This is a genomic window from Streptomyces albiflavescens (assembly GCF_014645835.1).
Lineage (GTDB): Bacteria > Actinomycetota > Actinomycetes > Streptomycetales > Streptomycetaceae > Streptomyces > Streptomyces albiflavescens.
Map to the genome: position 1 here is coordinate 67,894 of NZ_BMMM01000013.1, position 26,598 is coordinate 94,491.

Annotated in this window: 23 protein-coding genes and 4 pseudogenes; 15 read left to right on the top strand and 12 right to left on the bottom strand. The window is 69.7% G+C overall.

Annotated features, from left to right (window positions below; genetic code table 11):
- Window positions 1-216 precede the first annotated feature (216 nt).
- The 6 genes and pseudogenes from IEY95_RS31040 to IEY95_RS31065 form a co-directional block, all read left to right on the top strand.
- A complete protein-coding gene (locus tag IEY95_RS31040; RefSeq protein WP_189189485.1) occupies window positions 217-1,659 on the top strand; it encodes a tyrosinase family protein in 1,443 nt (480 codons plus the stop codon).
- A 19-nt stretch (window positions 1,660-1,678) separates the two neighbouring features.
- A complete protein-coding gene (locus IEY95_RS31045) occupies window positions 1,679-2,113 on the top strand; it encodes a hypothetical protein (protein ID WP_189189486.1) in 435 nt (144 codons plus the stop codon).
- A gap of 160 nt (window positions 2,114-2,273) precedes the next feature.
- Window positions 2,274-2,420 (top strand): hypothetical protein, encoded by a 147-nt coding sequence (locus IEY95_RS31050; RefSeq protein ID WP_189189487.1) that lies wholly within the window; start codon window positions 2,274-2,276, stop codon window positions 2,418-2,420.
- Between the two features lie 162 nt (window positions 2,421-2,582).
- Entirely contained in the window at window positions 2,583-3,617 is a 1,035-nt protein-coding gene (locus tag IEY95_RS31055; RefSeq protein WP_189189488.1) for a M4 family metallopeptidase, read from the top strand.
- Between the two features lie 11 nt (window positions 3,618-3,628).
- Complete coding sequence (locus tag IEY95_RS31060) at window positions 3,629-3,904, top strand: protealysin inhibitor emfourin (RefSeq protein WP_189189489.1); 276 nt, start codon at window positions 3,629-3,631, stop codon at window positions 3,902-3,904.
- An 87-nt stretch (window positions 3,905-3,991) separates the two neighbouring features.
- A pseudogene (locus IEY95_RS31065) lies at window positions 3,992-4,433 on the top strand (helix-turn-helix domain-containing protein); the annotation flags it as partial.
- A 189-nt stretch (window positions 4,434-4,622) separates the two neighbouring features.
- Here IEY95_RS31065 and IEY95_RS31070 read toward each other — a convergent pair.
- The 9 genes and pseudogenes from IEY95_RS31070 to IEY95_RS31110 form a co-directional block, all read right to left on the bottom strand.
- Complete coding sequence (locus IEY95_RS31070; RefSeq protein WP_010981499.1) at window positions 4,623-4,844, bottom strand: helix-turn-helix domain-containing protein; 222 nt, start codon at window positions 4,842-4,844, stop codon at window positions 4,623-4,625.
- Window positions 4,844-5,329 carry a DUF2975 domain-containing protein gene (locus tag IEY95_RS31075; protein WP_189189490.1) on the bottom strand — a complete coding sequence of 162 codons (486 nt, stop codon included), beginning with the start codon at window positions 5,327-5,329 and terminating at the stop codon, window positions 4,844-4,846. The genes IEY95_RS31070 and IEY95_RS31075 overlap by 1 nt, the downstream gene beginning before the upstream one ends.
- 306 nt (window positions 5,330-5,635) lie before the next feature.
- Window positions 5,636-7,495 (bottom strand): M1 family aminopeptidase, encoded by a 1,860-nt coding sequence (locus IEY95_RS31080; RefSeq protein ID WP_189189491.1) that lies wholly within the window; start codon window positions 7,493-7,495, stop codon window positions 5,636-5,638.
- A 116-nt stretch (window positions 7,496-7,611) separates the two neighbouring features.
- On the bottom strand, window positions 7,612-8,847 hold the full coding sequence (locus tag IEY95_RS31085) for an acyltransferase family protein (protein WP_189189492.1): 1,236 nt from the start codon (window positions 8,845-8,847) through the stop codon (window positions 7,612-7,614).
- 78 nt (window positions 8,848-8,925) lie between these two features.
- Window positions 8,926-9,130, bottom strand: a pseudogene (locus tag IEY95_RS31090) (spherulation-specific family 4 protein); the annotation flags it as partial.
- Between the two features lie 238 nt (window positions 9,131-9,368).
- Window positions 9,369-9,560, bottom strand: coding sequence for a hypothetical protein (locus tag IEY95_RS31095; RefSeq protein WP_189189493.1), 192 nt, complete (start codon window positions 9,558-9,560; stop codon window positions 9,369-9,371).
- Window positions 9,560-9,958 carry a hypothetical protein gene (locus tag IEY95_RS31100; protein WP_189189494.1) on the bottom strand — a complete coding sequence of 133 codons (399 nt, stop codon included), beginning with the start codon at window positions 9,956-9,958 and terminating at the stop codon, window positions 9,560-9,562. Before IEY95_RS31100 ends, IEY95_RS31095 begins: the two co-directional genes overlap by 1 nt.
- A 47-nt stretch (window positions 9,959-10,005) precedes the next feature.
- Window positions 10,006-11,490 carry a sensor histidine kinase gene (locus IEY95_RS31105; RefSeq protein WP_189189495.1) on the bottom strand — a complete coding sequence of 495 codons (1,485 nt, stop codon included), beginning with the start codon at window positions 11,488-11,490 and terminating at the stop codon, window positions 10,006-10,008.
- Entirely contained in the window at window positions 11,487-12,191 is a 705-nt protein-coding gene (locus IEY95_RS31110; RefSeq protein ID WP_189189496.1) for a response regulator transcription factor, read from the bottom strand. The genes IEY95_RS31105 and IEY95_RS31110 overlap by 4 nt, the downstream gene beginning before the upstream one ends.
- Window positions 12,192-12,663: 472 nt before the next feature.
- Here IEY95_RS31110 and IEY95_RS31115 point away from each other — a divergent pair, with 472 nt between their 5' ends.
- The 4 genes from IEY95_RS31115 (at window position 12,664) to IEY95_RS31130 (ending at window position 17,588) form a co-directional block, all read left to right on the top strand.
- Entirely contained in the window at window positions 12,664-13,269 is a 606-nt protein-coding gene (locus IEY95_RS31115; protein WP_189189497.1) for a hypothetical protein, read from the top strand.
- 67 nt (window positions 13,270-13,336) lie between these two features.
- Window positions 13,337-14,140 carry a hypothetical protein gene (locus IEY95_RS31120; protein WP_189189498.1) on the top strand — a complete coding sequence of 268 codons (804 nt, stop codon included), beginning with the start codon at window positions 13,337-13,339 and terminating at the stop codon, window positions 14,138-14,140.
- Complete coding sequence (locus IEY95_RS31125; protein WP_189189499.1) at window positions 14,115-16,088, top strand: M48 family metalloprotease; 1,974 nt, start codon at window positions 14,115-14,117, stop codon at window positions 16,086-16,088. The genes IEY95_RS31120 and IEY95_RS31125 overlap by 26 nt, the downstream gene beginning before the upstream one ends.
- Before the next feature lie 300 nt (window positions 16,089-16,388).
- Window positions 16,389-17,588 (top strand): beta-1,3-glucanase family protein, encoded by a 1,200-nt coding sequence (locus IEY95_RS31130; RefSeq protein ID WP_189189500.1) that lies wholly within the window; start codon window positions 16,389-16,391, stop codon window positions 17,586-17,588.
- A gap of 300 nt (window positions 17,589-17,888) precedes the next feature.
- Here the strand turns inward: IEY95_RS31130 and IEY95_RS31135 are convergent, their stop codons facing one another.
- The gene (locus IEY95_RS31135) at window positions 17,889-18,812 is read right to left on the bottom strand and encodes a LysR family transcriptional regulator (RefSeq protein WP_189189501.1); all 924 of its coding nucleotides are present in this window, start codon (window positions 18,810-18,812) and stop codon (window positions 17,889-17,891) included.
- Between the two features lie 424 nt (window positions 18,813-19,236).
- Here IEY95_RS31135 and IEY95_RS31145 point away from each other — a divergent pair, with 424 nt between their 5' ends.
- From IEY95_RS31145 to IEY95_RS50800, 4 genes and pseudogenes are all read left to right on the top strand, one after another.
- Window positions 19,237-19,539 (top strand): muconolactone Delta-isomerase family protein, encoded by a 303-nt coding sequence (locus IEY95_RS31145; protein ID WP_189189503.1) that lies wholly within the window; start codon window positions 19,237-19,239, stop codon window positions 19,537-19,539.
- A gap of 290 nt (window positions 19,540-19,829) precedes the next feature.
- Window positions 19,830-20,999 carry a YbfB/YjiJ family MFS transporter gene (locus tag IEY95_RS31150; RefSeq protein ID WP_189189727.1) on the top strand — a complete coding sequence of 390 codons (1,170 nt, stop codon included), beginning with the start codon at window positions 19,830-19,832 and terminating at the stop codon, window positions 20,997-20,999.
- A gap of 137 nt (window positions 21,000-21,136) precedes the next feature.
- Complete coding sequence (locus IEY95_RS31155) at window positions 21,137-21,742, top strand: GOLPH3/VPS74 family protein (RefSeq protein ID WP_189189504.1); 606 nt, start codon at window positions 21,137-21,139, stop codon at window positions 21,740-21,742.
- A 150-nt stretch (window positions 21,743-21,892) separates the two neighbouring features.
- A pseudogene (locus tag IEY95_RS50800) lies at window positions 21,893-22,030 on the top strand (ABATE domain-containing protein); the annotation flags it as partial.
- A gap of 29 nt (window positions 22,031-22,059) precedes the next feature.
- Here the strand turns inward: IEY95_RS50800 and IEY95_RS31160 are convergent.
- Window positions 22,060-23,131, bottom strand: a pseudogene (locus IEY95_RS31160) (alpha/beta fold hydrolase); the annotation flags it as partial.
- 265 nt (window positions 23,132-23,396) lie between these two features.
- Here IEY95_RS31160 and IEY95_RS31165 point away from each other — a divergent pair.
- Window positions 23,397-23,576, top strand: coding sequence for a hypothetical protein (locus tag IEY95_RS31165; protein WP_189189505.1), 180 nt, complete (start codon window positions 23,397-23,399; stop codon window positions 23,574-23,576).
- A gap of 226 nt (window positions 23,577-23,802) precedes the next feature.
- Here the strand turns inward: IEY95_RS31165 and IEY95_RS31170 are convergent, their stop codons facing one another.
- Entirely contained in the window at window positions 23,803-26,595 is a 2,793-nt protein-coding gene (locus IEY95_RS31170; RefSeq protein WP_229703488.1) for a DUF5682 family protein, read from the bottom strand.
- Window positions 26,596-26,598 lie beyond the last annotated feature (3 nt).

Sequence of the window (26,598 nt, forward strand, 5' to 3'; positions counted from 1 at the left end):
CCGGCCGCGCGCCGTTGAGTTGCAGGTCCGTGACCCGATGCGATGCTGGAGGTGGTTACCCCACTCGGGGTATGCGCGGCACGCCCCTCATCCGCTGCCGCGCCCTCCCACCCGCGCCTCGGTCAAAGCCGAGTGGCGCGCGGTGGCAGCCACCCTCCCCACCGGAAGGGCAGAACCATGGCCCAAGCGGCTCGAGTACGTCGTGATACGACGAAAATGACAGATTCCTGGGACCCCCACCTTCTCTGGTACGCCCGAGCGGTACGGCGGATGCAGGGCAGGCCGGAATCGGAGCCGACCAGCTGGCTCTGGCAGGCCAACATCCACGGCGAGAAAGCGGAAAACCCCGGCCCCAACCCGGAATGGAACAACTGTCCGCACGGTGGCTGGTTCTTCCTGCCCTGGCACCGCGCCTACATCCTCTGCTTCGAGGAGATCGTGCGCGATGTCATCCAGAACGAGCTGGACGGACCCGACGACTGGGCACTGCCGTACTGGAACTACACCCGGGTGACGAACGGCGACCCGGACAGCCCGGAATCCCTGGAATGCCGTCGCCTGCCGAGCGCGTTCCGCAGCCCGGTCTGGCCCGACGAGGAGGGCGACAACCCGCTGTTCCTGGCCGAGCCCGATCGCAGCCCGGGTGCCGCCCTGGGAGCTCCCATCGGGTGGACCGAGGTCAACCCGTACAAGGCCATGCAGGCACCGCGCTTCACCGGCGTGACGCAGTTCGGCAGCGAGTACACCGACAGCCATCTGCTCCACAGCAACGGGCAGTCCGGTCTGCTGGAAATGCAGCCGCACAACCTCATCCACGGTTACGTGGGAGGGGTGATGTCGCAGTTCTTCTCGCCCCGGGACCCCATCTTCTGGCTGCACCACGCCAACATTGACCGTCTCTGGGCCGCTTGGATCGCGAGCAACTCCGGGCACAAGAACCCGACGGACGCGGACTGGCTCGGCTTCACCCACACCTTCCGCAACGCGCAGGGCAACCAGGTCAGGTTCAAGTCCGAAGACCTTCAGTCCGAGGAGGCGCTCGGGTACGTCTACGAGTCGCTGACGGACGGAGTCGGGCTGAAGCCGCCCGAGCGGTTGGTCGCCATGCTGGCGGCCGGAGTCGACCCCCCGCCGCAGCAGGTGGCGGCCACCTCGGGCCCGACCGACCTGGGCCCGGACGCTCTCGCCGTCCCGCTGACCCCTGAGCCCAGTGCCCGCGCCGAGGCCCTGCCCGAGGCCGCCTCACCGCAGACGCCGAACCGCGCCATCCTCACCATGGACGACGTACGCGCCGACGCGCCGCCCCAGACGAACTACCGCGTCTTCGTCGGCGCCCGCCCCGACCACGAAGAGGACCTCGACCCGGAGGGCCCGTACTTCATCGGCCACGTTCACTTCTTCGGCGCGGTCGGCGACAACACCCACCATCACGGTGGTGGAGGGCTCACCTTCAAGTTCGACATCACCGAGCACCTCACCGAGCTGCGCCAGCTGGGCGTGTGGGACGGCGAGGGCATTCCGCTGGTCGTGGTGACACCGGCCCCGCTCGGCCCGCCGCCGCCCGACGCCGGGGAGGAGGCACGCGCTCTCGCGGCCGTGCCGACGCCACCGCCCGGCTCGCGTCCCCGCATCGGCAGCATCTCCCTGAGCACCACCTGACCGAGGCACGGAGGCCGGAATGGACACAGCAGACCTGGCCGGAACCTACACCTACCGGAGCTTCCTCAACTGGCCCGAGCCGGTGGACGACTTCAACCGGCTGCGGTTCGCCCAGCTGGAGCTGAGGCTGTCGGTGGAGCCCGGCGGGGCGATCAGCGGAGCGCTGGTCTTCTCCGACGCACCCGACGACTTCCTCGCGATGGACATCACCGGGAAGACCACGAACGGGTCCCTCGTGCACTTCACCCTGACCGGCAAAGGACAGCCGGACACGCCCATCTCGGACTTCCACTACGAGTACGACGGCATCATCCTCCCGCACTGGCCGACGGGGGTGAACCAGCGGCAGACCCTGGCCGGGACCGTGTTGCGCGCGGCGGACCACGGCAGCGGTCCCGACCTGGCACCGGCCGGCCAGACAGCCAGCTTCCTCGCGGTCAAGCGGGGCGGCTGATCCCGCACGCACGGGCGCCGGCGGCGGACGAAAGGATCCGCCGCCGGCGCCCCGCCCTGTCTGGGGGAGTTGATCAGGTCGCACGGCGGGACCGACACGGGGTAGGGGCGTCAGCGCCGCGAGGGCCGTAAAGGCGGCCCGAGGCACCGTGCGCTCCGCCATGGGCGCAGTGGCACAGGGCCCCCTCAACCGCCTGTTCGTGCTCAACGTGCCGAACGGCAACGGCGGCACGGCCGAACCCCAGATGTCGGGCAGATGCGCCTCCGTGCGGCCCAGCATGAAGGTGGCACGGTCGGTGCGGTACTGACCCCGCGAAGCCACGCTCCGCATGCACAACTCCCCCCACCGGCGCAGAATAAGAAGCATGGGACTTGTCCGGCCCGCGTGAACACACGGCCCCCGCTCCGAGTCCCCGGCGCAGGGGACTCGTGACTCTCCTCAAACAGCCCTCTAAGAAGGAGGGACCCTTATGCGCCCCGCCTGCGGCATCCTCCCGCCGTACATCCTCGAAAAGCTGGCCGAGGCGGCGGACCATCCCGACGCCCGCGAGGCCGCCCGGGAAACGCTCGCCGTTGCCGCCGACTTCCGGCAGAACCGGATCGACACGCCGAGCCTGGCGGCACCCGTCCCGACCACGCAGTTCGTCCTGACGCGGACAATCTACGACACCAACAACAGCATGGCGCTACCCGGCAACGTGGTCAGGGGAGAAGGCGACGTCCCCACGCTGGACGGCACTGTCAACCGTGCCTACGAAAGCCTCGGTCTCACCTTCACGTTCTTTCAGAACGTCTACGGGCGCCACTCCATCGACGACGCCAACCTGCCGCTGGACGCGACGGTTCACTATCGTCGCCGGTTCAACAACGCCCTCTGGGACAGCAGCCAAATGATCTTCGGAGACGGTGACGGTCGCGTCTTCAACGACTTCACCCTCTCCCACGACATCATCGCCCACGAACTCTCGCACGGGGTCACGCAGTACACCGCCGGCTTCGTCTACCAGGACGAGTCGGGCGCCCTCAACGAGTCGGTCTCGGATGTCTTCGGCTCGCTCGTGAAGCAGTACGCGCGGCAGCAGACGGCCGATCAGGCCGATTGGCTGATCGGGGCGGGCCTGTTCACCCCGGCGGTGCGCGGCCAGGCCCTGCGGTCCATGAAGGACCCAGGTTCGGCGTTCGACGACCCACAGATGGGCGGCAAGGACAAACAGCCGAAGCACATGAGCGGCTATATCCGCACCACGCTCGACAACGGCGGCGTCCACGACAACTCCGGCATCCCCAACCAAGCCTTCTACCTGACCGCGACCGCCATCGGCGGCTTCGCCTGGGAGAAGGCGGGACGCATCTGGTACGAGACGATGACCTCCGGGCAGCTCTCCGAGAACTGCACCTTCCAGGAGTTCGCGGATGCCACGGCGAACACAGCGAAGCGGCTCTACAACTCGGGGAGTGAGCTGACGGCGGTGGAAGACGCTTGGCGGGCCGTCGGCGTGCTGTGAGCCCCCACGCCATGCGCATCCGGCTGGTCAGAAGCGGTGGCCTGCTCGGCATGCCCCGCCGGGCCGACGTGGACACCTTCGGACGGCCCGACGGGGCGGAGCTGGAACGGCTCGCGCACGAGGTCCTCGCCGAGCCGGACAACCGGCCCCCGGCCGGGCCGGGCGTGCCCGACGCCTACCACTACACGCTGACCGTGGACGACCAGCCCCCGCTCGAGTTCACCGACCCTGGACTGACCGAGGGTCAGCTCCAGCTGGTCGAGCGGGTGCTCGGGGAGGGCTTCTGAGTCGAGTAGCCCATCACCTTCTCCTGGGTACGGGTACTCACGAGTTGGTGCGTGAGAGCGGGTGGGCATGCGCTCGTGGTGAGGGGCATGGTCGATCGGTCGGTGTTGACGCATCCGTTGTTCACAGGCGTTTCCATGGCGCATCTGGCGGCGCTGGTTGAGGAGTTGGCCAGCCCGTGGACCGCTGTCGAAGAGGGCCGGGGCTTCCAGGCCCGGGGCGGGATGAGGAAACGGGCGCCGAGTGCGGGTGCCCGGTACCGGTTGGTGTACGTGGACCGGTTGATCGCCACACTGATCCATCTGCGTCACGACCTGCCTCACGCTGTGTTGGCGATGTTGTTCGGCGTGGATCGGTCGACCGTCACGCGTGGCATCGGCGAGGTCCGGAAGCTGCTTGCCGACAGGGGCTGTGCAGTGCCCGACCGTCCCCCTGCGGCTTCGGACGCTGGAAGACGTGTTCGCCTACGCCCAGGCCGAGGGTGTCGAGTTGCGGCTGGATGCCGCCGGCCTTCCGCGCTGGAAGGGCGGGGGTTCGCGGTGGGGAGGTCAAGTTCGTAGGTTGCGATCGTTGACCAGGAAGGTGCAGTGCAGGTCAATCGGAATCTACTCAACAGGGTCGGGACGGCGCTGCGGGTGATCGGCGATCCACGTCCATGCGGTCCACGTGCCATGTCACGGCCGGTGGTACCAGGCGTTTTCACGCCCGCCCCGGGCCACGTCATCCGCCCGCGGCGTCCTCGGCCTCCCAGCGCAGCAGGTCCCCCGGCTGGCACTTGAGCACCTCGCAGAGGGCGGCGAGCGTCGCGAAGCGCACCGCCTTGGCGCGGCCGTTCTTGAGTACCGCCAGGTTGGCGGGCGTGATCCCCACGCGGTCCGCGAGCTCGCCCACGGACATCTTCCGCCTGGCCAGCATCACGTCGATGTCGACGGCGATCGGCATCAGATCACCTCGTCCAGCTCGGCCTGCATCTGCGCCGCTTCGACGTCGCGCGCAACGGCCTGGGCGAGCAGCATCCGCAGCACGAGCACGATGAGTGCGACACCCAGGATGGCCACACCGACCCCGCCCATGATGACGGTGACGCCCGGGTCGGCCCGCTGGCCCGGTGCATTGAGGGCCGTGACCGCGAACCACACAAGGGCAGCCGCCACGATCGCGCCGATCACGCCGTCCACGTACCGGAAGGCGGCGTGGGAGAACACGGTTCCGCGTCGCACCATCGTCACCAGCCGCCATACGCAGACCAGGGCGACCTGGACCGACACCATGCCCAGGATTGTGATCACGCGCAGCGGGGTCAGTGGGAGCGACCCGTCCTCGGGGTCGGTGGCCAACGCCCACACCATCAATGCCTGTACGAACACGGTGCCGGCGAGCACCACCACGAGCACGGCGCGCAGCGCACGCACTGCCAGCTTTCCCATGACCCACCCTTCCATCGAGTTACGATGGGAATCTATCGAATATCGATAGGTTGAGCAAGGGCTGGGGCGGAGGGTGGGCGGCGGTTTCGCACCGTGGCGGGACACCGTCGCCCCCTCTCATGGCAGGGCGTTCGCGCGAACCGTCTTGATCTTGTCGAAGTCGGCATCGCTTGAGCACAAATCGGACGCCACCCGACTACGCCGAAGCCCCGCGTTTTCGGCCGCCATGACTGCCGGCCCCATGTCGGACACAGGTTCGCCGCGGGTGACGCCGGAGAGCGCCCACCGCGGCGAACCAGTGCGTGGTCAGCTGTCGATGCGGTGCTGGGTCCAGAACGAGGTCAGGTCCGTGGTCGTGGCGGCCTGGGCGGCGGCCTTGAACTCGGCCGTGGTCGAGACGCCGTACCAGTGCGAAGTGGCGTAGTCCTTCAGGAGTTTGGCCATGACGCTGTCGCCGAGGACGCGGCGCAGATCGTGCAGCGCGCACTTACCGTATCCGTAGACGACGGTGGAGTAACGGGAGGAGTGGGCGTCCCAGTAGGCCATCGAGTTGGTGATCTTCTCGGCCGACGAGGCCCACGAGACGCTGTTCCAGCAGTTGGTGCCGGTCTTGTTGAGCGCCAGATCGGTGGCGTAGTCGGTGAACGCCTCATCGAGCCACGGGTTGTTGTACTCGTCGTCGCCGACGATCCCGTACCACCACTGGTGTCCGATCTCATGGGTGAGTGCCGTGGTGCTGACCAGGTCGAGGACGAACCCCGGGTACTCCATGCCGCCGAACCAGAAGTTGTTGTCGATCACCGCGTCCAACTCGCCGTACGGGTAGGCGCCAAAGCGTGACGCGTGGGCGTCGACGGCGGTCTTGGCGGTGGTGAGCATCGACTGGGCGCTGGACGAGCTGATGCCCGAGACGGAGTAGATGTTGATCGGGGTGCCTGCGGTCGAAGTGCCGGAGAGCTTCGTGAACGGGCCGGCCGCCCAGGCGAAGTCACGGACCTTGGAGGCGGTGGCCGTGGTGACCGTGCGTCCGCTGGAGCCGGGGGTGTCGACCGAGGCGCCGGTGGCCGGCACCAGCAGGGTGCTCGGGTGGTCGAGGGCCACCTTGAAGTCTGCGGCCAAGGAGTAGAACGACTCGCCGTTGTTGGTGTACGGGTCGAGGTGCCAGCCGGATCCGTCCTTGACCGCGAGGACGGGCAGGGCGTTGCCGATGAAGCTGAAGGCCCCGTCGTGGCCGAAGCGGTCGGCCCCGCTGGGGACCGTGATGCCGAGGTCGAAGCCGATCGTGGCGGTCTGCCCCTGCGCCAGGGGTGTCGGAAGGTCGATCTTGAGGGCCGTGCAGCCGACCGACAGGGCGCCCGCGGTGCCGCCGGTCACGTTGCTGACCGTGATCGGCATGGCGGAGCAGGTGCCGTGGTAGTTGTCCCACAGCCTCAGGTACACCTCGCTGAGCGCGGTCGAAGAGGCGTTGGTGAAGACCGCGCTCTCGTGACCGGTCCAGACGGTGCCGCTGGTGTTGCTGCTCAGATTGACGGTGTACGAGGGTGCGGCCGGGGTGCGCGTGGAGTCCGCCGGCGGGGTCGTGTCGCCGGAGGTGTTGAGGGCGACGTCGTCGAGGACGAAGCTCGTCCGGAGACTGGAGTCCTCGGTGCCGGTGAAGGCGACGTCGACGGTCTGGCCCGCGAACGACGACACGTCGAACGACTTCTGCGCATAACCGGTGTTCTTGTTCAGGTTCGAGTACGTCGCCAGCGTCGTACTGCCGATCTTCGCCGTGAGCTTGTCGTACGCGGTGGACGACGTCGTCTCGGCGGTGTCGATGTGCAGCCAGAAGGTGAGCGTGGCGCTACTGCATCCGGACGGGATCGTGACGCTCTGGGAGAGCGTGTCGGTGTGCGTGCTGCCGACACCGTTCAGCCAGGCGAAGGTGGTGCCTCCGTGGGCGGTCTGGCCGGTGCGATTGGTGATCACCGTGGACGACGACGGGGTCCACGGCGAGGTGCCGCTTTCGAAGCCACCGTTCGTGACCACCTGGCTCGGGGTACAGGCCGCGGCCCGGGGTGCCGCGTGCGGCGTGGCTGCGGCAGGGGCGACGGGGAGAGAGACACCGGCCGACGCGGCGAGGACGAGCACGCTCGCGGCGAGGGCTTTGCGGGGGGTTGGTCTCACGCGAACTCCTTTACGGCGGCCGGGATTCCGGCCTGCTCGATAGCCGCCCGGACGGCTGGGGTGCGCCGGAGGCGGCTGGCTGCGGGAAGCCTGGCAGATTTGACCGAGACATGCCATCAGTCGGGACTGTCGGGAGTGGGCCGGGGTCCGCCCGGGCGCATCCCGAACAGGAAACGCGTCACTGGTGTGCGCCGCACGAGCAGGTCGTAGGCGGCCAGGGTCAGACAGAGTGAAGCCGCCACGATCAGCGCGTATTTGACCGGGATCGAGGCGTCCATACCGACCACGCCGTACGCCACCGCCACCACGATCGGCTGGTGCAGCACGTACAACGGCAGCGCCCCGACGGCCACATACCCGAACCAGCGCCGACGCCGCCCGACATCGGCCCCGCCGGCGCCCCCTCCGTCGGGTGCCGGCACAGGCCGCTTTCGCCGGTCGAGCAGCCCGACGATGGCCACGATCCAGCACCAGCCCGCCGCACCGTACAGCGTCCGCGCGAGGACAGCGGGACCGGTCCAGTCCATGAAAGGGTCACCTTCGGCCATGAGGCCGGGCGCACTGGCGGCGAAGAGGAGCGGACCGAGCACGGCCGCCACCACCGCGTCACGGCGCAGCGCCGCCCGCAGGCGGTCGTCACCGGCCAGCATGAATCCGTACCCGAAGAACAGCAGATACGTCCACCGATGCCAGGCCGCGTAGTTCTCCTCGAGGCCGAGCAGCGCGCACATCACGGCAACCGGAACCGCCCCGAGCAGCACCACGCCCCGACGCTCGCACGCACGAGCCACACCGTCGCGGATCCGCCGGGCGTATACGACGGAAACCCACCGCGCCAGCAGCGTGAGCAACAGCGAGAAGGTGAGCAGCAGCACCACGAACCACAGATGCCCTGTCTCGAAGTAATCGCCCTGGACGACGAAGGGGAACTCGGACAGGTCCAGATGTACGTCGAAGAAGTGTGGCAGGAAACGGAGATACGACTCGTCGTGACCGGGGCGCGATGCGCGCTCGCGCAGCCACTGAGGGAGGGGCAGCAGCACGACCGTCGCGAACAGCAGAGGTACGCCGAGCCGCAGCAGCCTCTCCCGGGCGAAGCCGCGCGGGCCGCGGCGGCGCAGCGAGTACCAGGAGCCGAGGCCCGCGACGAAGAACAGCATCGGCATCGCCCAGACCACACCGAAACCGCCGATGACCAGGATCGTGTCGGTGGTGTCGCGGTTCTTTACGTAGAAGTCGTCGTCCGTGGCGAAGACCAACGCCGAATGGAAGAAGACGAGTCCGATCACGACCAGGGTGCGGATCGCGTCCAGTTCCGTGCGCCGCCCCGGCGCGGCTGTCGGTTCCGTCATGCTGCCTCCCCCGTAGGCCCATGGCGCCACCAGTGTCCGGCCTGCGCGGTGCGGACCGCCAGGGCCGATCTGGGCGTTCTACGCCTCCCCCTCGCTGAACGCGGGCGTCAACCGCGCCCAGGGATTGGGGAGTTCGCCCGTCACGGGCCCGGCGACCGCCGCGCCGCGATCGCGTGCGGTGCGGACGGCGAGCGGGACGAGCGCCTCGGGCACGCCGTGGACGCGGCGGCGGAACCGCTCGGGCGGGTGCCGCCGTGGTCCACGCCGGTGTGCTGAACGTCCGGCGGTACGGGGTCGCGGCACCCGTGAGGAGAGGCTTGCGGTAGGGACGCTCCCGCGGGCCGAAGGGGCGCGCTGCACATCGCGGGGGACCGCGCGTGGTTCCGCTGGAGCGACGAGCCGTTCGGCGACGACGAGTCGTGAGTGCACCCTGGACGCCCTGCTCCAGGGGCGACGGCCCGTGAGCGCACCCGGGGGCCACTGGCTCGTGGGCGACGGCGGGTGAGCCGCAGCCCTTTGCGTCACTCCCGTGCCATGTCGGATTCCGCGGAGCTTGCCGCCGACTCGGCGTCCTTGACCAGCTTCTGCAGGTGCGTGAGATCCGTGGAGGAGGCAGGCGCAGGGCTCTGCGTGTTGTCGCCGTGGCTGCCGCATGCCGTCAAAAGCAGCAGCAGTGCGGCGCCGGTGGCCAGCCCGGCGCGGCGCGCGCGCATCACTTGTCGGCTCCGTTGTCGTGCGCCTCGCACCACTTCTCCACGTCCGCCAGATCTTTCTGGCGCGCCTCCAGGGTGGGGACGAGGGAACGCCGGAAGGTGAGCCGGCCGTTCAGATAGGTCTCGATCTCCGTGTGTCCCGCCGATTTGGCGTTGGCCACGCGTTGTTCCAGGCGGGCGATGGAGCCACGCTGTGACGCGTCCCCGTTCAGCCGGTCGAGGATCCGCTCGATCCGGCGGTCGATCTTAGGTGCCCGCTTGCAGAGTGCGGACGCGCCGTCCCCCGTGGGGGCGCCCGACGGCGTGGGCTGTGGGTCGTCGGCCGTCGCGGCGCCCGCGGCACCGAGCAGCGTGCCGACGGCGACCAGCGAGACGACGGTTGTCCTGGTCCTTGGCATGACGAACTCCTCTGCGTTCACGGGCGGTTGCCCTCACGCCCGGAAAGCTAGGAGTCCTCTTTGTGGAATTCTTGTGGCCGGCCCGCGGTCGTGATCATCCAGTTGCGCTGGAGGGGAAGTGTGGCCTCCGCGCCCGCCGAGCCGTTGATGAGCGGCAGGGTGACCTCGATCCGGGTGCCCGTCCCCGACGGCGGATTCAGTATGCGGATCCCGCCCCGGTGCAGGTCGATCTGCTGGGCGACGAGGGTGAGCCCGAGGCCGGAACCCGGGCTGTCCGGTCGGCGCTTGAAGCGTTCGAAGACCTCGGCGCGACGATCGGGCCGGATGCCCGGTCCCCGGTCGTCGACGATGAGGACCGCCAAGCCGCCGCTCGCGCGCAGCGTGATCTCGACCTGCGCGGGCCGACCGTCCTCGCCGCCGTGCACGAGCGCGTTGGTGAGGAGATTGTCCACGACCACGCGCAGCCCGGGCTCCCAGCCGTGGACGCGCAGCCCCACCGTGCAGTCGCTGGAGATCAGGGCGAGCGGATGACGTCGCCGCTGCTCCTCGGCGCTCACCTCGACGATGTCCGCCAGGTCCACCGGGCCGAAGGCGTCCGCCTCGACCAGATCGCCTCGACCGAGTTCGCGCAGCATGACCAGCAGCCCCAGCAGCCGGCCGTGCTCACGGCGCAGGTCGCCCAGCACTTCGTCGCGGTCGGGCCCCGGAAGCTCGGGATGCTCGGTGAGGATCTCCAGATTGGTCTGCATACTCATCAGCGGAGTACGCAGTTCGTGCGAGGCCGCCGAGGCGAACGAACGGGCCGTGGTGAGTGCCTCGGCGGTTCTGGCGGCCTGTTCGTCGTAGCGGGTCAGGACGGTCTGCAGGGTGTGCGCCAGGTCGTCGACCTCGGCGATCCGCGTCGGTGCGTGCTCCAGCCGGGCCGCGTTGATGCGGGGGTCCAGGCCGCTCGCACGGTCCCGCAGGCGGCGCAGCGGACGGCTCGCGCGGGTGGCGACGGCCCCGGCGAGCAGTCCGGACAGCGGTGCGGCGAGCAGCGCCACGGTCACGACGCGTCTGCGAACCAGGCGCAGTTGCGTGTCACCGGCCGTGTCCGGCGCGAACAGCCAGAGCGTGCCGCGAACGCCCGGCCGGGCGCCGGTCACCCGCGTCGACAGAACCCGCCAGCTCCGTCCGTCGGCCCGCAGCGTGACCGGAACCGGCGCCCTCTGGGGCAGTGCCACGCCTTCGCCGGGTTGCGGGCCGCCGGTGAAGGTCTCCTCGGGACCGATCAGCCGTACGCCGACGTCCAGGGCGGAGGTGAACAGCCGCCGCTCGCGGGCCCGTTCCACCGCTGCCGACCGGTCGGCAGCGCTCGCGCGCAGCAGCCCGCGCGCATCCTTGGCCACGGCCGTGGCGCGCTCTCGCAGGTGAGTGTCCTGCTCGTCGTGCAGGTCCGCCGCCACCAGCCGCAACAGCAGCCAGCCGGTGGCCAGGACCAGTACGGGCACGGTGGCCCCGACGGCCAGAGCGATCCGGGTGGACAGCCTCATCGCCCGTCCCCCGCACCGTCGTCCCGCAGCACGAAGCCCACTCCTCGTACCGTGTGGATGATCCGGGAGCGGCCCGATGCCTCCAGCTTGCGCCGCAGATAGCTCACGAACGTGTCCACCGCGTCGGTGCGCACCTCGAAGTCGTACCCCCAGACACGGTCGAGGAGTTGGTCGCGGCTGAGCACGAGGCCGGCGTTGCGCGCGAGCACGTGCAGAAGCTCGAACTCGCGCCGCGTCAGCTCCACGGGGTTCCCCTCGAGGCTCACCCGACGGGAGGCGGGATCCAGCAGCAGTCCGCCGACTCGTACGGTGTCGGCGTCCCGCGGCGGTCGGCGCCGGAGCAGTGACTGCAGGCGCAGCACCAACTCCTGCAGAGCGAAGGGCTTGATCAGATAGTCGTCGCCGCCGGCCTGCAGCCCCGCGATCCGGTCGGTGGTCTCGTCGAGCGCGGAGAGCATCAGGACGGGGACGTCGTTGTTCTGGCCGCGCAGCGTCCGGCACACGTCGATGCCGCTGAGGTCCGGCATGGAGATGTCCAGCACGATCGCGTCCGGTGGCGTCCTTCCGACCGCGGCCAGCGCCGGGCGGCCGCCGTCGGCGAGGTCCACGGTGAAGCCGCCGAGCCGCAGCCCGCGTTCCAGCGAGCGCCGTATCGCCGCGTCGTCGTCGACGACCAGGACACGGCCCCGGTCTCCGCTCATCGCCACACACCCCCAGGTCGCTGGAAACCGGCCATTGCGCCCGGCCCGCCCATGGTGCATCAGCACCGTCGGGAGCCCCTTCACCGCCCGCGGGCACGAAACGGTAACGAACGATCTGTGTGGCGTAATCGATCGACCGCGAAGCGTAACGTCCCCTGTCCTGGGGGCTCGTGGGGGAGCCACCAGGTGTGGGGGAGGGGATGTCATGTCCGTCAGGACAGGTGTACGAGGGCTGCCCGGAATCGCTCGGGAGCGCCTGACCGCAGCGGTCGGCCTGGGGCTCATATGCGCCACGCTGACCGGGTGCGGGGACGGGGGCCCGACACATGCCACAGCGTCGTCGACTCCACCCAGCACCTTCGCGTCCCCTCCGACGGCGTCCACCTCTCCGCCCGAACCGACGCCCACGGTCAGCGACGTAGCGACGACCGCGCCAGACGATCCGGTCACGGAGTCCGCGGAGGACGAACCGGTGACCGCCGGCGCGTCCGGCGCCTCGGCGCTGTGGGGCAAGGCGTACAGCGGCGCCGCCGACATCTCCGTCGACATCTATGACTACTGCAATGCCGACGGCTCCCGCCGCCTGGCCGACAGCCAGACCTACTCCCTGGCGAGCACGCTCAACCTGAGCCGGCCGCGGACCGGCGGTGACGAGACCGAGGACAACCCGTTCTCCCTGTTGTTCGCGGCGGGCGATCCGTCCCAGGCCGGTGCGGTGTCGTTCTGGTCCTCCGCGGTCGGCACGACCTCCGGCCAGGACCTGGCGGGCAACCCCCGTGATCCGCGACTGCTGTTGACGTACTGGGATGTGGGCTGGTCCGACGGCGAACTGGACGCCCGGCTGACCGACCCGCACACCCAGGAAGCCGTGGCTCTCAATCTGCTCAACTGGCCCAGCCCGGTGGTGGCCTGTCGGACCGACCTCGGCCAACTGCCCGGAGGGTATCCGCACGCACTGGCCTCCGGTGCGACCTTCGCGGGACACCTCGACGGCTCCACGGCATCCCTGACGGCGGAGGGCGGCAGCACCGACGGCCTGATCGAGTTCCGCTTCGAGTTCCAAGGGACCGCCTCGTGAGGCGGCGGACGTGGGCGACCGGACACGAGGACACCGCACACAACGTGACCGGACGCGGGGAGGCCGGATGACGACGACCGACCGACTCGACAGCTGGAGCGTACGGATCGCCGCGTGGGCCGCGCCCGGTGAGACCGCGCTGGCCGCACAGACCACTCGGGCGTACGCCGCGGGTGGCACCACTCGCCGGAACCTCTTCGCTTCGCGTGGGCACGCACCCGGCGGGATGGGCGGCGGGACGGTCTCCGTCCTGCCCGCGGTGCTGGACGCCCTCGCCTATGCCGTCGAGACCATCAAGTCGGCCTTGGCCAGCCCGGAGTTGAGCAACGCGCTCTCTGCCACAGGGCTGTTGCTCGGACTGCGGGCGCAGCGATCCGCATCGTCGGGACACGCCGTGGAAGGAAGCGACCCGGCCCTGCCACGACACGCCGACGGAGAAGACGGCGCGGATCCGGATGCGCGTGGGGATTCACAGGGCCCGGCTGGTCAGGTGCACAGTCCTGACCCGGATTCCACCACGGACGACATCGGGGCACCGGCAGCGCCCACGACGGAAGTCATGCGAGCCGCCCTGCAGATGAGCGGACGGCTCCGAGCCCGGGGGATCGAACCGTCCGAGGCCGACGAGCTGGCGGCACGGGTGACCGCCCGGTTACTCGCTCACGACGATCCGGCCGAGGTGGCAGCGTTTCTCGACGCCCTCGTCGCCGAGGAACCACCGCAGCCGGCCGTGACCGGGGCCCACCCCCGGCGTACCGGACTGCACCGGTTGACTTCCGCTGCGTCGGGCCTGCTGTCCCGCGTCGGACGGCCGGGTACGACGGGCCCCCGACCGCCGTCGTCCGGTGCTGACGGAAGGAGCCACGGATGACCCGGTCGCCGACCGGAAACTCCCACCGGCCGTGCCGACGCGGCGGACACCGCCGCACGACGCCATGAGCGGGTCCCCGCCCTCGCGGCTCGCCCGCTCTGCGAGTCCGCCTCCGTGGCTGTGGCTGATGCTGCTCCTGTTCCTGGCACAGGTTCCCTCACTCATCGGCCACGCCTTCGGGGTGAGCACGGGGCTGGAGCGATTCGACGGGGCGCACCGGGGCCCCTTCGTCACCGCGATGCTCAGTCTGGTGCAGTTACTGCCCCTCTTCTTCCTGCTCGCAGCCGTCCTCGCGGTCTTCGCACCGCGGCTGCGCTGCCGCTTCGTGGAGCGGCGCTACGGACTGCTGCCGCCCGACCATCCGCTGATGGCTCCGGCGGCACGGCCGGCGCCGGAGCCCGGCGAAGTCCCTGAGCCGCACTTCCACGACCGGATGACGGCCTTCCTCGATGAGCACGCGCCGGGCACCCAGCTGCGCCTCAGCACCCAATCCGGACTCTCCGCCCGCGTCTACCCGAGCAGCCGGCGCGGTACTCGGGTCGGCGTCTTCGCTCCGCTCGTCCACCTGTGGGAGACGGACGCGGAGGCGGCCCACGCGGTCCTCCTCCACGAGCTCGGGCATGTGCGCCGCGGCGAACAGCATGTCGCCGGGCTCGGCAGCCCCTTCACCGCCCTCGTCCGCGTCTGGCCGTACGTGCTGGGTGGCTTGGTCGCACTGCCCGTCACCCTCTTGTTCGTCACCGGCAATGCGACCGCCCGCATGACGCTCGCCGAGGTTGTCCTGGTCCTGTGCAGTGTGCCGAAGGTGCTGCTCCTCGTGGTGGCCGCGCTCTGGTCGGCGGAACTGGGGGCGGACCGGTGCGCTGCCGAGGCCGCGGGGCCCGACGCCCTCGTACGCGCGCTGCGCCGCCTGGAAGAGGGGGATCACGGCGGCCTCGCCCGGCTCTACCACCCGCCCGTAGGTGTACGGATCTGGTTCGCCTCGCACGGCGAAGCCGGCTCGGCGCAGCTCCTGCTGACGCTGCTGTGGCCGGCCGCTCTGCTCGCTCAGCTGCTGCTGGCCATGGTGGGTGCGATGCCCGCGTACGTGCTTCTGGGTGCGTCGCAGAATCGCGCGACACGGGAAGTTCTCGCGCTGGCCCACGACACGCTCACAACGGACCCCGCATGGTGGGCGACGCTTGCCCTCGTCCTTGTCTGGCCCCTGGTGACCGGCGTCCGATCCTCGACCGGTGGGCGGCCCGCGTTCTCCGTCTCGCCGAGGGTGTACGCGACAGCTGCCCTGTTCCCCGCGGTTGTCCTGCTCGTCGGACTTCTGCCCTTGGTCTCCCGCCCGGCCGGGGATGTCTTCGCCGACGGCCGGGGTGGGCACGCCACCGCGTCCACGGGGGTGCCCGGCCAGGGCGGTGGCGACACGGACGACGGCGCGTCGACGCCGTGCCCCGGCCGTTCGGCACCGGCCGATCCGGCGCGTCCGCCCGGGCTCCCTTCCTTCACGCGAGGAGGTCCGGCGGCAACAGGTGGGTCGGCGCCACACCCGGCGGACGGACCGCGCGCCTTCCGCACCCTGAGCGTCACATCGGTCGAGGCGCTGTCCGGATCCAAGGCTCAGGCCCAGGACCTGGGTGATCGTCTCCGCGGAGCCCGCTGGATATTGCACGGCGACGGCAGCCTGAGCGCAGACGTCGTCGGCCTCCCCGTTCTGCGCACGACCGGCGTCAGCGATACGACACGATGGCTCACCGGGCGGCGCACCGAACGTGCCGATGTCAGCGTGACCACGACCTGGCTGGAGGCCCGCCTCGTCGTCGGCGCGAACCAGCCGCCACGACTTGACCTCATCCGGGCGGCGGCGCAGGTCATGCGGGCTGTGGTCAACTGCCGTGAATTCACGTCCACATCGAGCACGGCACAGCGCCTGTCCCTGACGCTGGGCGAACAGCCTTAATGGCGGGTTAAGCATGCCTTAAGCAGTCTTCTTCCGCGTGGGTTGCTTCAAATAACCCCAGGTCAGGGCGATTTGACGATCGCGTCGGCCGGTTGGCCGCGGAGTTGTTCGTGCGTAGCATCGGGGCCCACCGGCGGCGCCCGCCGCTCGCGAGAGAGCGCTCTCAAGCCTGTGAGGCATCGACTGCCGCGCAAAGGGCGCTGACAACGTTGCCTTCGGCGCCGGTGGTCACCGCCCGCGCTCTCCTCCTCATCCCCCCACCGCCTCGCAGAGGCGCACGTACCAAGGAGCACACCGCATATGACACCTCGTCACCAGCGCAACCTCAGCCGCCGCAAGCTGTTCATCGCTCTGGGTGGCGCGGCCGTCGCCGCTCCGGCCGTCGGCGCCCTCGCGCCGTACGCCCTCGCCGGCACGACCGACGGCTCGACCAAGGCCGCGGCAGGCTCGCTGCCCCTGACGATCGCCAACCAGAGCGGCTCGTTCGACAACGCGTCGGTGCACGTCTACATCGTCGGCAACCAGGACGGCAAGCAGGTCCGCGTCACCCAGGACGGCACCCTGGCACCCATATCCCTCTCGGACAACGGCGCGGACGGTTTCACCGACTACGCGCTCCCGCTGGCCGGCAGCGGCGAGACACAGCTCTCCCTGCCGTACATGTCAGGCCGTATCTATGTATCGCTGGGAGAGAAGCTCAAGTTCAAGGCCGTGGCGGACGGCAACGGCAACACCGCTCTGCAGTATCCGGCCGGCTGGGTCACCTCGGACCCCAACTATGCCGTGCTGCACGACTGTGCCGAGTTCACCCACAACGCGGCCGGCATGTTCTGCAACACCACGATGGTCGACATGTTCAGCGTGCCGATGAGCATCCGGCTGAACGGGGAGAAGGAGCAGACCACGGGCACCGTGCGCGCCGGCGGGCGCGCCGCCGCCTTCGCCGCTGTACGGGAGATCGAGGACTTCGCGCCGCTGGTGGTGGACGACGTGCGCGTCATCGCCCCCGGGCACGGCCTGGACGCCGGTCTGTTCGCCAAGGACTACTTCGCCCCGTACATCGACGAGGTATGGAGCACCTACACCGGAAAGGACCTCACCGTGGCCACCAACGCCGGCACCTTCACCGGCCGGGTGCGCGCCGACAGGTTCACCTTCGACGGCCCCGCTTCGGTCTCCTTCGGCAAGCCCTCCACCCGTGACGTCTTCTTCTGCGACGGCAACCTCGCCGCGCCCAACGACGGCACGACCGGCCCGGTGGCCGCCGTCCTCGGCGCCGGCTTCAACCGCTCCACACTGCTCAGCAACTCGGCCCAACCGACCACCGACGCAGGCGACTTCTACAAGACCGAGCTGACCAACCACTACTCCAAGGCAATCCACGCGGCGACCGAGGACGGCAAGGCCTACGGCTTCGCCTTCGACGACGTCGCCGACTTCGCCTCCTACATCCAGGACACCGCGCCTTCGGCGATCCGCCTCACCCTGACGCCCTTCTAGGCCCTTCCGAGCCTGTCCGGGCCGGTCTCACATGTCGATGCGTGTGCCCCAACCGCCGGCATCGGCGACGGTGTGGGCGACATGCGCGGCGGCGACGTCCAGGTGCGGCGTGGCCGGTGGATGTGAAGAGGGTGAGTTCGGTTTCGTCCCGTCGGCCGGGGTGGTGGCCGGCGAGGACGGAGCCGACCAGGGTGACGATCTGTTGGGCAGGGAGGTCCTGCAACTCGTGTGCGCGATCTGGGCACGTGCTTGGGCGCCGGTGCCTATGACCGCGACACGAGTTCGCGCGGCTGGGCGCGGCTACGGCCTGTGCGGGTCGTCGTCGGGCAGCCAGGCGTCGGGTGCGTGGATGCCGAGGTCGCTGACGCCGCTGGTCAGGGCGTCGACGACGGCCCGGACCGCGGCGCGTTCTTCTCCGCTGCGCCAGACCAGCGACCAGGTCCAGTAGACCTTCGGCGCGATCACGGGACGCTGGACCAGGTCGGGTGGCAGCGGGGTGGTCTGGCCCTTGGGGGAGTTGACGACCGGGCGGCGGATGCGGCGGACGTGGTCGAAGAACGCGGGACCGGTGATGCCGCCGTCGTGGATGCGGATCGCGCGGGCACCGGTGCTGTGGGACAGCTGTTCCGCGAAGGCGTTCCAGGACGCCCACGACGTGATGTCGTCGTCGAGGAGAACGACGGTGTCCTCGGCCCGTACGTCGCTGGTGTCGTCGCCGACGGCAACGGCGTAGAGCCGGTCGGCGCCGAGGAGCCGGGCCTCCAGCCCCTGTCGTTCCAGCTCCGCGGTCCCTGCCCAGCACACCGCGAGGTCGAGGCTGCCGTCGGAGACCCGGGCGGCCTGGGTGTGAGAGGGGGCGACCCATGCGTCGACGTGCAGTTGGGCCACCGCGGCGGTGCGGGAGGTCAGGTCCGGGGGCAGCCAGTTGACATAGCCCAGCCGCACGGTCTCCGAGCCGGCCAGCCGGCCCGCGCGGCGCTGGAGGTCGTCGGCCCGCTCCAGCAGGTCACGGGTGTGCGGGAGCAGGGAGGCGCCGGCCGGAGTGAGGGCCACGGAGCGACGGTCTCGGTCGAACAGTCGTACGCCGAGATCGCGTTCGAGTGACTTGATCTGCTGCGAAAGTGAGGGGCCGGCGATCAATAGCCGCTCGGCGGCCCGGCCGAAGTTCAGTTCCTCGGCGACCGCGACGAAGTACCGCAGCTGGCGCAGCTCCACGCTCGTCATGCTACGTCGCTGGAAGGCTCCGCCTACCAGCAGGGAGAAACCCTGTCGTGGCGGCTGTCCTGGTGTCAGGCCCACGATGGACGCATGGAAACGCGACAGCGCGTCAGCGCGGGGACTACGGCCGACGCCCGGCGGGTGATCGCGGGGCGCTCGACCGGCACCCTCGCTCCCGCCGCCCGCTGCTTGTACGGGACGGTTCGGGCTCCGAATGCTTCGCCCATCGCGCCACGTCGATCCTGTTCACCGGCGGCGCTCACCCGCGACTGGACACCCTGAACCTGGGCGTCGGCACCGCCGTCGCCGTGTCCGCCGACGGCCGGAAGCACCCCACCGCTTGATCGGCCACCGTTCGAGAACACAGACCCCGTTCACCACACATGGCGTTCCCGCTCCCGGCGGGCGCCCGGCCCATGGGAGAAAGCTCATGCGAGAGTTCCTGGTCGAGATCACCACCACCGTTCCCGAGGGCACCAGCCAGGACGAGGTCGACCGGCGGCGCGCCGCCGAATCCGTCCGGGCCAAGGAACTGGCCGCGACCGGCAACCTGGCGCGGCTGTGGCGCCCGGTCGGCGAACTGCGCAGCCTCGGTATCTGGCGCGCCGCCGACGAGAACGAGCTGCACGAGAAGGTGCTCGGCACGCTACCGCTGCACCCGTGGATGACTTTCGACGTCACCGCGCTCGAGTCCCACCCGAACGACCCGGGCAGGGCCGACGCCGCGTCCTGACGATCCACCTCCCACTGTCCATACCTTCCGTCCCTGCCGCTGCGTCGACACCGCCGCACCGGTGTGGATGGGCCCTGCACCTCATACAGGGATCACCTTACGAGGACGTTGTCATGAGCGCGCGGATACGGCGCCCCTCTCCCGCCGGGGCGGGAACCCCCGAATCAGGAACCCCTGAAAGGGAAACTCCTGAGACGGAAACCCCCGAGACGAAAGCCACCGGAACAGGCACCGCACCCCACTCGCCGTGGTCCCACGTTGCCCGCGCCGCCGCCGCGCTGGCGGCCGGCATGGGCGTCGGACGGTTCGTCTACACCCCGATCCTTCCCCTGATGCACAGCGGTGCAGGGCTGTCCGCGGGCGCGGGCGCGAACCTTGCCACCGCCAACTACGTCGGCTACCTCGTCGGTGCGCTCGCGGGAATCCTGGTCCCCGCGCTGGTCCGCTCATCCACGGTGCTGCGCGGCTCCCTGGTCGTCCTGACCGGCACTCTGGCCGGGATGTCCGCCACACACAGCACGACCATGTGGATGGTGCTGAGGCTGCTGGCCGGGGGAGCCAGCGCCCTGATCTTCGTCATCGCGGTCAGCTCCCTCCTCAGCCACCTCCGGGACCAACCCGCCCATCTGCCCGGGTGGGCCTTCGGCGGTGTGGGCGCCGGTATCGCCCTGTCCGGACTGCTGGTCCTCATCCTGCGAACCGTCGCCGACTGGCAAGCCGCCTGGTGGGCCTCGGCCGGCCTCGCGGCAGTCCTCGCCGCCGCTTCGTGGAACCTCCGACCCGAAATCCCTGTCGCCCCCTCCGGGGAATCCGGGGCGGCACCGGTCAGCCCGCCCGCGCAGCGCACCCATCGCTGGTTCAGCGCCCTGTTCACCAGCTACACCTTGGAAGGCATCGGCTACATCGTCGCCGGCACCTTCCTGGTCGCGGCGATCGGACAGAGCTCACCGGGCTGGATCGGCAGCGGTGCCTGGGTGCTGGTCGGCCTCGCGGCCGTGCCGTCCTCGGCGCTGTGGGCCTGGCTGGGACGCCGCTGGTCCCGTCCCGACCTGCTGCTCGCCGCGCTCGTCGTCCAGGCCGTCGGCATCGTCCTGCCCGCCCTCGTCGGGGGAGTGGCAGCCGCTCTGGTCTCCGCGTTCCTTTTCGGCGCGACCTTCCTCGGTGTCAGCACCATCGCCCTGGCCGCAGGCGCCCACCTGCAGTTTCCCCGCTCCGTCGCCCTGCTGACCACCGGGTACTCCGCCGGTCAGATCCTCGGGCCCTTGACCGTCGCTCCCCTCCTCCGCCACGGCTACCACCAGGCCCTCGTTCTCGCGGCTGTCGTGGTCATGGCCGCGGCCATCGCGGCGGCCGTTCTGCGCATCGGCTTCCCGCACCGGATGGGCGTCGCAGGGAACACCGTTGCGGGACTGCGGTCCGTACCGGCAGAGGCCGCCGCGGCTTCGACCGACCGCGCCTGACGAAGCCGCGCTACAGTCGACCCTGTACGTGACCATGGACGTGAAGTGCCTTTTCCGAAACGCCCTCTGTGGCGTCCGGCGGGGCGTCGCGCCCGGCGCAACCGCCGGCGTCGCCTCCCCCTGACGTGGAGCCGTTGATGAGCACACCGCGGGACCTGTTCGTCGTGTCCATGGATGTGGAGCTCCCTCGTCCCGTGGAGCCGGGCGACCTGTCGCTCGCTCTCGCGGGAGCCGAGGTGATCGACCTCATCGAAGCCCAGTCCATCACGCTGGACGGTGACCTCATCGTGCCGGGTGACTGGGCGACACCCGCTGATCGCCTGTTGGCCGAGGCCGCGTCGTCCGTCACTCGACAGGCGCCCTACGAGTCGGTCGAGGACTGGCTGTGGCGCAGAGGGCGTGGCCTGTCCGCGGCGTATCTGGCCGACCTCGAGGCGGAGGGACAGGTGACGCGTCAACGCCGCCGGTGGTTGCCTTCCCGGACCGGCGAGACGGCCCTGGCGGATTCACTCGCTCGCCGCAGCGCGGCCGAGCGCTGGGCCTCGCAGGAGCCCGTGCTCACCGCTCTCGCGACGGTCGTCGGCATCACCGACAAGTCGCCGGAAGACTTCCCGGCCATCACCGACGAGGCGGTGCTGACCGTGCTGACCGCCGTCGACGACGCCGTGACGGAACTGGTGGCCGTACGACAACGGCGAGCCATCGAAGATGCGGCGTTCGACAACATCTGGCGAGCCCCGTGACGCGGGCGCCGACCGGGCCGTGACGGCCCTGTACGGCCGCGCGGCGGGTGCTCTGACGGGGCGTCGGCGCGGGTTTCAGTAGTGCGGCCGGGCCAGGGGCCCCTTGTGCGAGTTTTGCAGGTAGTCAGAGTCACCTGTCGAAATGGTGATGTGAACCTGAACCATGTCTTTCCGTGCGGAAATCCTGCCCTTGACTTCGCCGCGACGCTTCGCGCCCGCAGGTCGGCACGGTTCGAGATGTTCGTGTCGCCGGACCGGCTGGACGCCTGGTACATGAAGTCCGGGATCTGTCGGTGTGGCGTCGGGTTGCGGCGCGCGAAGCCGTCGGCCTCGAGCACGGCCGCGGCGAAGGCTTCGGGGGCTTCCTGGGGCACGTTGTGTCCGATGCCTTTGAGGGTCCTGTGTGCGTAAGGGCCCGAGAACTTGTTCCGATACATCGCTCCGTCCCCGGCGGGAGTGAACGGATCCAATGCGCCGTCAAGGGTGACCGTGGGAACTCCGATGCCGGGCCCCTGGGAAAGCTGCTGCTCAAGAGCGTCGTATCGCGGATCGCCCGGCGCGAGACCCAGCCGCCAGCGATAGTTGTGGATCACGATGTCGACGTAGTCGGGGTTCTTGAAAGCCGCGGCGGTGCGTTCGAACGTGGCGTCGTCGAAGTGCCACGACGGGGAGTTGAACTTCCAGACGAGCTGTGCCAGGTCGTGCCGGTACTCCTCCTTCTCGAGCCCGAGCCGTCCCCTTTCCGTGGACCCGAGCCGTCCCCTTTCCGTGGAGAAGTAGTACTGGTACCACCAAGCCCACTCGGCCTTGGGCGGCAACGGCTGCTTGTTGGCTTCCCTGTTGGTGATGAGGTACCCCGTCACGGAGACCAATGCCCTGCAGCGTTCCGGCCAGAGCGCGGCGATGATGTCGGCCGTCCGCGACCCCCAGTCGTACCCGGCGAGGACCGCCTTCTCGATCCGCAGTGCGTCCATCAAGGCGATGACATCGAGAGCGATCACCGACTGTTGGGCATTGCGGAACGTCGCGCTGGAGAGGAAACGTGTCGTCCCGTGGCCGCGCAGGTGAGGGATGATCACTCGATAACCCCGTGCTGCCAGCAGTGGGGCGACGTCGACATAGCTGTGGATGTCGTAAGGCCATCCGTGCAGAAGGATGACGGCGGGGCCGTGGACCGGCCCGGTCTCCGCGTAACCGACGTCGAGGACTCCGGCCCTGATCTGCCGCAGTGAGGCAAACGATGTGTGCTTGGTCGTCGAGGGCGTCGGTCGGCGAGCTCCCCTCGCCCGTGGCTGCTTTCGCCTGTGCCGAGGGCGCGGCCCAGCCGGCCCACGATGCCCCGACCGCACCCGCACCAGCGACCTTGCCAAAGCTTCGCTTGTTGAACATCAGGGATCTTCCCTCCGCCGTCATCGGGCAGTACCAGCCTCGCGCGATTACGGGGCTTGCGCTCGATCAGCGGCCCCGGCCTGTGTGCCACGGCCGGTGGGCATGACTTTTACTGAGAGCTTCGTCACCTGTCAAATGGGTGATGGACTCAAAACATCCTGCCCCTGTAGCCTCTGAAAAAAGCGCTCCTTCTCCCTTCGTCACCACCTTGACAGGTGATGCGTCGGGTGCGAGCATCGTCACCACTCAAGCTGAGGAGGGCGAGATGACGCGCGCGGAGAAGAAGAATTCGGATGCTGCCGAGATCCTGCGCCATGCGCGGTTCGGCAGGTTGCCGGAGCGAATCCGCCTGGAGGACACGGTTGAAGAGAAGCCGGCCACGATGCCGGATCCGGCGAAACACGCGTACGACCCCGACGTGTGGCTCGTTCGTACCTGTCTGTGAGGCGCATATGAAACTAGTCAAGATCCTCAAGAACCTGTCGGCAGTCCTGGCTGCGGTCGTGATCGCCTTCGGCTGTTTCGCGCAGCTCTTCTGACACGCTGCGGTGCCTGTCGACGGGGGCGGCCTTTACCGTCCGGATGCCCCGGCGCGGCCCGAACCCCGAGTCCGGGCCGCGCCGGGGCGACGTGACGGCCTCCGCCTCCCGGCAGCTGACGCCCCGCCGATGTCATGCGTCAGCCAGCAATACCCCCAACGCCACAGCCGTATCCGGATGGCGCCCGACCAGTTGCGCGCCTCGCGGGCGGGGAGCCGCTGACTCCCACACCCCGTCGCAGCCCAGCAGGCTCGCCACCGCGTCGCAGGTCGCGGGGTGGGCGGCGAGCAGCGTGACACCGCGGCTGCCGTCAGCGCGCCACTCCGACTGCGCGGCGACTGGCTCGGGTTGCGCCCGCCACGGCGGCACCCACTCGTCCAGCATCGCGAGCCGGCCGGGGAAGATCCGCCCGGCCTCACGGATCAGCAGCGGAGCGAGCTCGGCGCCGTCCGATCGCAGAGAGGTGATCAGGGTCGGCAGCCACGGCAGGAGCACCGGGTCCGGCAGTCGTCCGAACGCGTTCGACACCGCCTCCACGACGAAGTCGGTGAGGCCGGGGACGGGCTCCAGGGCATGGACGAAGCCGCTGAGGTAGCGCGGATAGGCGGGCACCACCAAGGGGTTGCCCAACAGATCGTCGCACCTCGCCCTCAGGTCCGCGCGGGAGAGGTGCCCGAGCTGCACTTGAGCCGCCCACAGCAGTGCCGTTCTCGACGGGTCCTCCGGATGCGACTGGGCGACCGCCAGCTCCAGTTGGGTCCGGTCGCAGCCCAGTGACAGCGCCAGGCTTTCCATGCTGAACAGGAAGCCCAGCATCGCCGCCACTTGGCGGACAGTGGCGTCGTCGTCCGTGAACGCGGTCGGCAACAGGGTGCAGTAATGCGCGTATCCGGTCTTGACGAAGGACTCGATCCACGGTGGCAGCGATGGCTCGCTGGTGCGGTAGTACGCCAGCAGCCGCCGCACCCGGCGCAGCACTTCGGGCGCGCCGTCGACGCTGCGTTCCGCCGACAGCACCTCAAGGGCGCGGGTGCCCAGCTCGTCGGCGAGGCGGCGGCTGCGCAGATACAGCGTCGCGTCCTCGACGGCCTCCAGGACGGTAGCGGCGGTGGCCTGCGGGGCGTACGCCGTGCGCCGCAGGCGCTGCTCCAGGACCTGCTCGATGCTGACGCCCTCGTAGCCGAGCTCGATGAGCGCACGCTGGTGGGTACCCAGCGCCAGATCCCACGACTCCTGGATCGGCCGCTCGCCCAGTCTCCGCTCGCCCATGATCGGCCGCGCGGCACCCTGCGGCATCAGGTAGCGCAGCATCCACAAGACGTCGGAGCAGCGCTCCAGTTCCGGCTGGGAGGCGATGTCGAGCAGTGCCCGTTGCACGCCGCGCTGTTGGAGTTTCAGGTTCAACAGCGCGAGCCGGTCGTGCACGTCGCGGGCCAGTGGTGGCAGCGCGTCGTAGCCGACCTGGCCGATCCGGTCGCCGCCCATCATGATCTCCACGAGCCGGCGCACGTCGCGCCGGCCGGGCACGGTGTCCTTCTCGATGCAGGTGACGGCCGCGTCCTGGAAGTCATAGGGCGTCGGCTTGGCCCGGTCGCGCATCCCCGCCAGCAGGATCGACGTCTCGAACACCGCGATGGCGTCGGCGGTGGAGGCGAGATAGCCGTTGCGGCGCGCGGCGCGCACGATCTCCACCGACCAACCGAGCAGTTCCGTCTCGTCCAGCCGGTCCAGGACAGGCGGTTGCCGCAGGAAGCCGGTCAGCTTGTCCGAGGGCGGGACCACCGGTACGAAAGCGGCCGCGGCCGCTGTCCTCTTGGCCTTGGACTTCTTCACGCCCGCCTGACCCGCCAGGCGGTACGGCTCCACGCGCGTGCGCTTCACGTTCTTCGCCCAGACCGTCGCGGCGATCGACACCGAGCCGGCGGCGAGGCCGAATTGCGCCTCGATCGCCGCGTGGCTGGACGGAATCAGACCGTGCTGCCACTTGGTGGCACTACGCGGGCTGATCTCAAAGGTGTCCGCGCCTTTGAGGCCGAACTCCGCGACACGGCTGGCCGCGTGGAAGGCACCGCACACGTAGAGGCAGTCCGCGGGATCGGTACCCGTCGCGGACAGGTGCTCGCGCATGCGGGTCCACATGTACCGTTCGCGGTCCTCGTCCACGCGCACCCGGTGCGGGTCGCCGGGTGCCAGGCGTCGGAAGAGGCTGCCGATCAGGAGCATGACCTGGCGGTAGGTGTCGTGGTCGCTGTCGCCGAGGGGCAGTTCGACGTACTGGTGCCACCACTCCGACCAGTGGCGCACCCTGCCGTGGCGCAGAAGGTGCTCCTCCAGTTCCGCGAAGCGAGGCCGCAGGTCGCCGATCTCCACTCCGACCGCGTCACCGTGCAGCGCGGCCTCCTCCTCGGCGGGCGGTGCGTCCGGATCGGCCGGCTCGGCTGTGTGTTCGGCGCGTGCGTCCCACTGGAAGACGTGGTCCGAGGAGCGGTCGACGAGGACCAGTTCGACGCCCGGCGTGTCCAGCGCGTAGGCGATCGCCTGATACTCGGCCGAAGCCTCCGTGATCGGTGCGACCACCGACAGCGGTGACCAGTCGGCCGGGAATCCGTCGACCTCGGTCGCGAACGCCTGGACCGCCACCGGCAGCCTGCAGTTGCGCAGTTCGGTCAACAGCGGCGCCATGTCCTCGCACAGCTCCAGGTACACGACCTTCGGCTGCTTCTCCCGCAGGCGACGTGCCATCGCGATCGCCGAGGCGGGCGAGTGGTGGCAGACGGGGAAGATCTCCAGCGGCTCGCGCACGGCCCGGTCGACGTCGTCGACGATTCCGAGGAGGATGCCCTCCAGGGCGTCGGGCCCATCGGCGAACGTCCCGGCGGCCTCCTGCAACTGCGCGCGCAGTGCCTCGAAAGTCCCTTCGTGCATCCC

What these genes read in the sequence shown, in the direction of transcription:
- IEY95_RS31040 (WP_189189485.1), top strand. Translation starts at nt 217, where the DNA reads ATGACAGATTCCTGGGACCCCCACCTTCTCTGGTACGCCCGAGCGGTA.
- IEY95_RS31045 (WP_189189486.1), top strand. Translation starts at nt 1,679, where the DNA reads ATGGACACAGCAGACCTGGCCGGAACCTACACCTACCGGAGCTTCCTC.
- IEY95_RS31050 (WP_189189487.1), top strand. Translation starts at nt 2,274, where the DNA reads ATGGGCGCAGTGGCACAGGGCCCCCTCAACCGCCTGTTCGTGCTCAAC.
- IEY95_RS31055 (WP_189189488.1), top strand. Translation starts at nt 2,583, where the DNA reads ATGCGCCCCGCCTGCGGCATCCTCCCGCCGTACATCCTCGAAAAGCTG.
- IEY95_RS31060 (WP_189189489.1), top strand. Translation starts at nt 3,629, where the DNA reads ATGCGCATCCGGCTGGTCAGAAGCGGTGGCCTGCTCGGCATGCCCCGC.
- IEY95_RS31070 (WP_010981499.1), bottom strand. Translation starts at nt 4,844, where the DNA reads ATGCCGATCGCCGTCGACATCGACGTGATGCTGGCCAGGCGGAAGATG.
- IEY95_RS31075 (WP_189189490.1), bottom strand. Translation starts at nt 5,329, where the DNA reads ATGGGAAAGCTGGCAGTGCGTGCGCTGCGCGCCGTGCTCGTGGTGGTG.
- IEY95_RS31085 (WP_189189492.1), bottom strand. Translation starts at nt 8,847, where the DNA reads ATGACGGAACCGACAGCCGCGCCGGGGCGGCGCACGGAACTGGACGCG.
- IEY95_RS31095 (WP_189189493.1), bottom strand. Translation starts at nt 9,560, where the DNA reads ATGCGCGCGCGCCGCGCCGGGCTGGCCACCGGCGCCGCACTGCTGCTG.
- IEY95_RS31100 (WP_189189494.1), bottom strand. Translation starts at nt 9,958, where the DNA reads ATGCCAAGGACCAGGACAACCGTCGTCTCGCTGGTCGCCGTCGGCACG.
- IEY95_RS31105 (WP_189189495.1), bottom strand. Translation starts at nt 11,490, where the DNA reads ATGAGGCTGTCCACCCGGATCGCTCTGGCCGTCGGGGCCACCGTGCCC.
- IEY95_RS31110 (WP_189189496.1), bottom strand. Translation starts at nt 12,191, where the DNA reads ATGAGCGGAGACCGGGGCCGTGTCCTGGTCGTCGACGACGACGCGGCG.
- IEY95_RS31120 (WP_189189498.1), top strand. Translation starts at nt 13,337, where the DNA reads ATGACGACGACCGACCGACTCGACAGCTGGAGCGTACGGATCGCCGCG.
- IEY95_RS31130 (WP_189189500.1), top strand. Translation starts at nt 16,389, where the DNA reads ATGACACCTCGTCACCAGCGCAACCTCAGCCGCCGCAAGCTGTTCATC.
- IEY95_RS31135 (WP_189189501.1), bottom strand. Translation starts at nt 18,812, where the DNA reads ATGACGAGCGTGGAGCTGCGCCAGCTGCGGTACTTCGTCGCGGTCGCC.
- IEY95_RS31145 (WP_189189503.1), top strand. Translation starts at nt 19,237, where the DNA reads ATGCGAGAGTTCCTGGTCGAGATCACCACCACCGTTCCCGAGGGCACC.
- IEY95_RS31150 (WP_189189727.1), top strand. Translation starts at nt 19,830, where the DNA reads ATGGGCGTCGGACGGTTCGTCTACACCCCGATCCTTCCCCTGATGCAC.
- IEY95_RS31155 (WP_189189504.1), top strand. Translation starts at nt 21,137, where the DNA reads ATGAGCACACCGCGGGACCTGTTCGTCGTGTCCATGGATGTGGAGCTC.
- IEY95_RS31165 (WP_189189505.1), top strand. Translation starts at nt 23,397, where the DNA reads ATGACGCGCGCGGAGAAGAAGAATTCGGATGCTGCCGAGATCCTGCGC.
- IEY95_RS31170 (WP_229703488.1), bottom strand. Translation starts at nt 26,595, where the DNA reads ATGCACGAAGGGACTTTCGAGGCACTGCGCGCGCAGTTGCAGGAGGCC.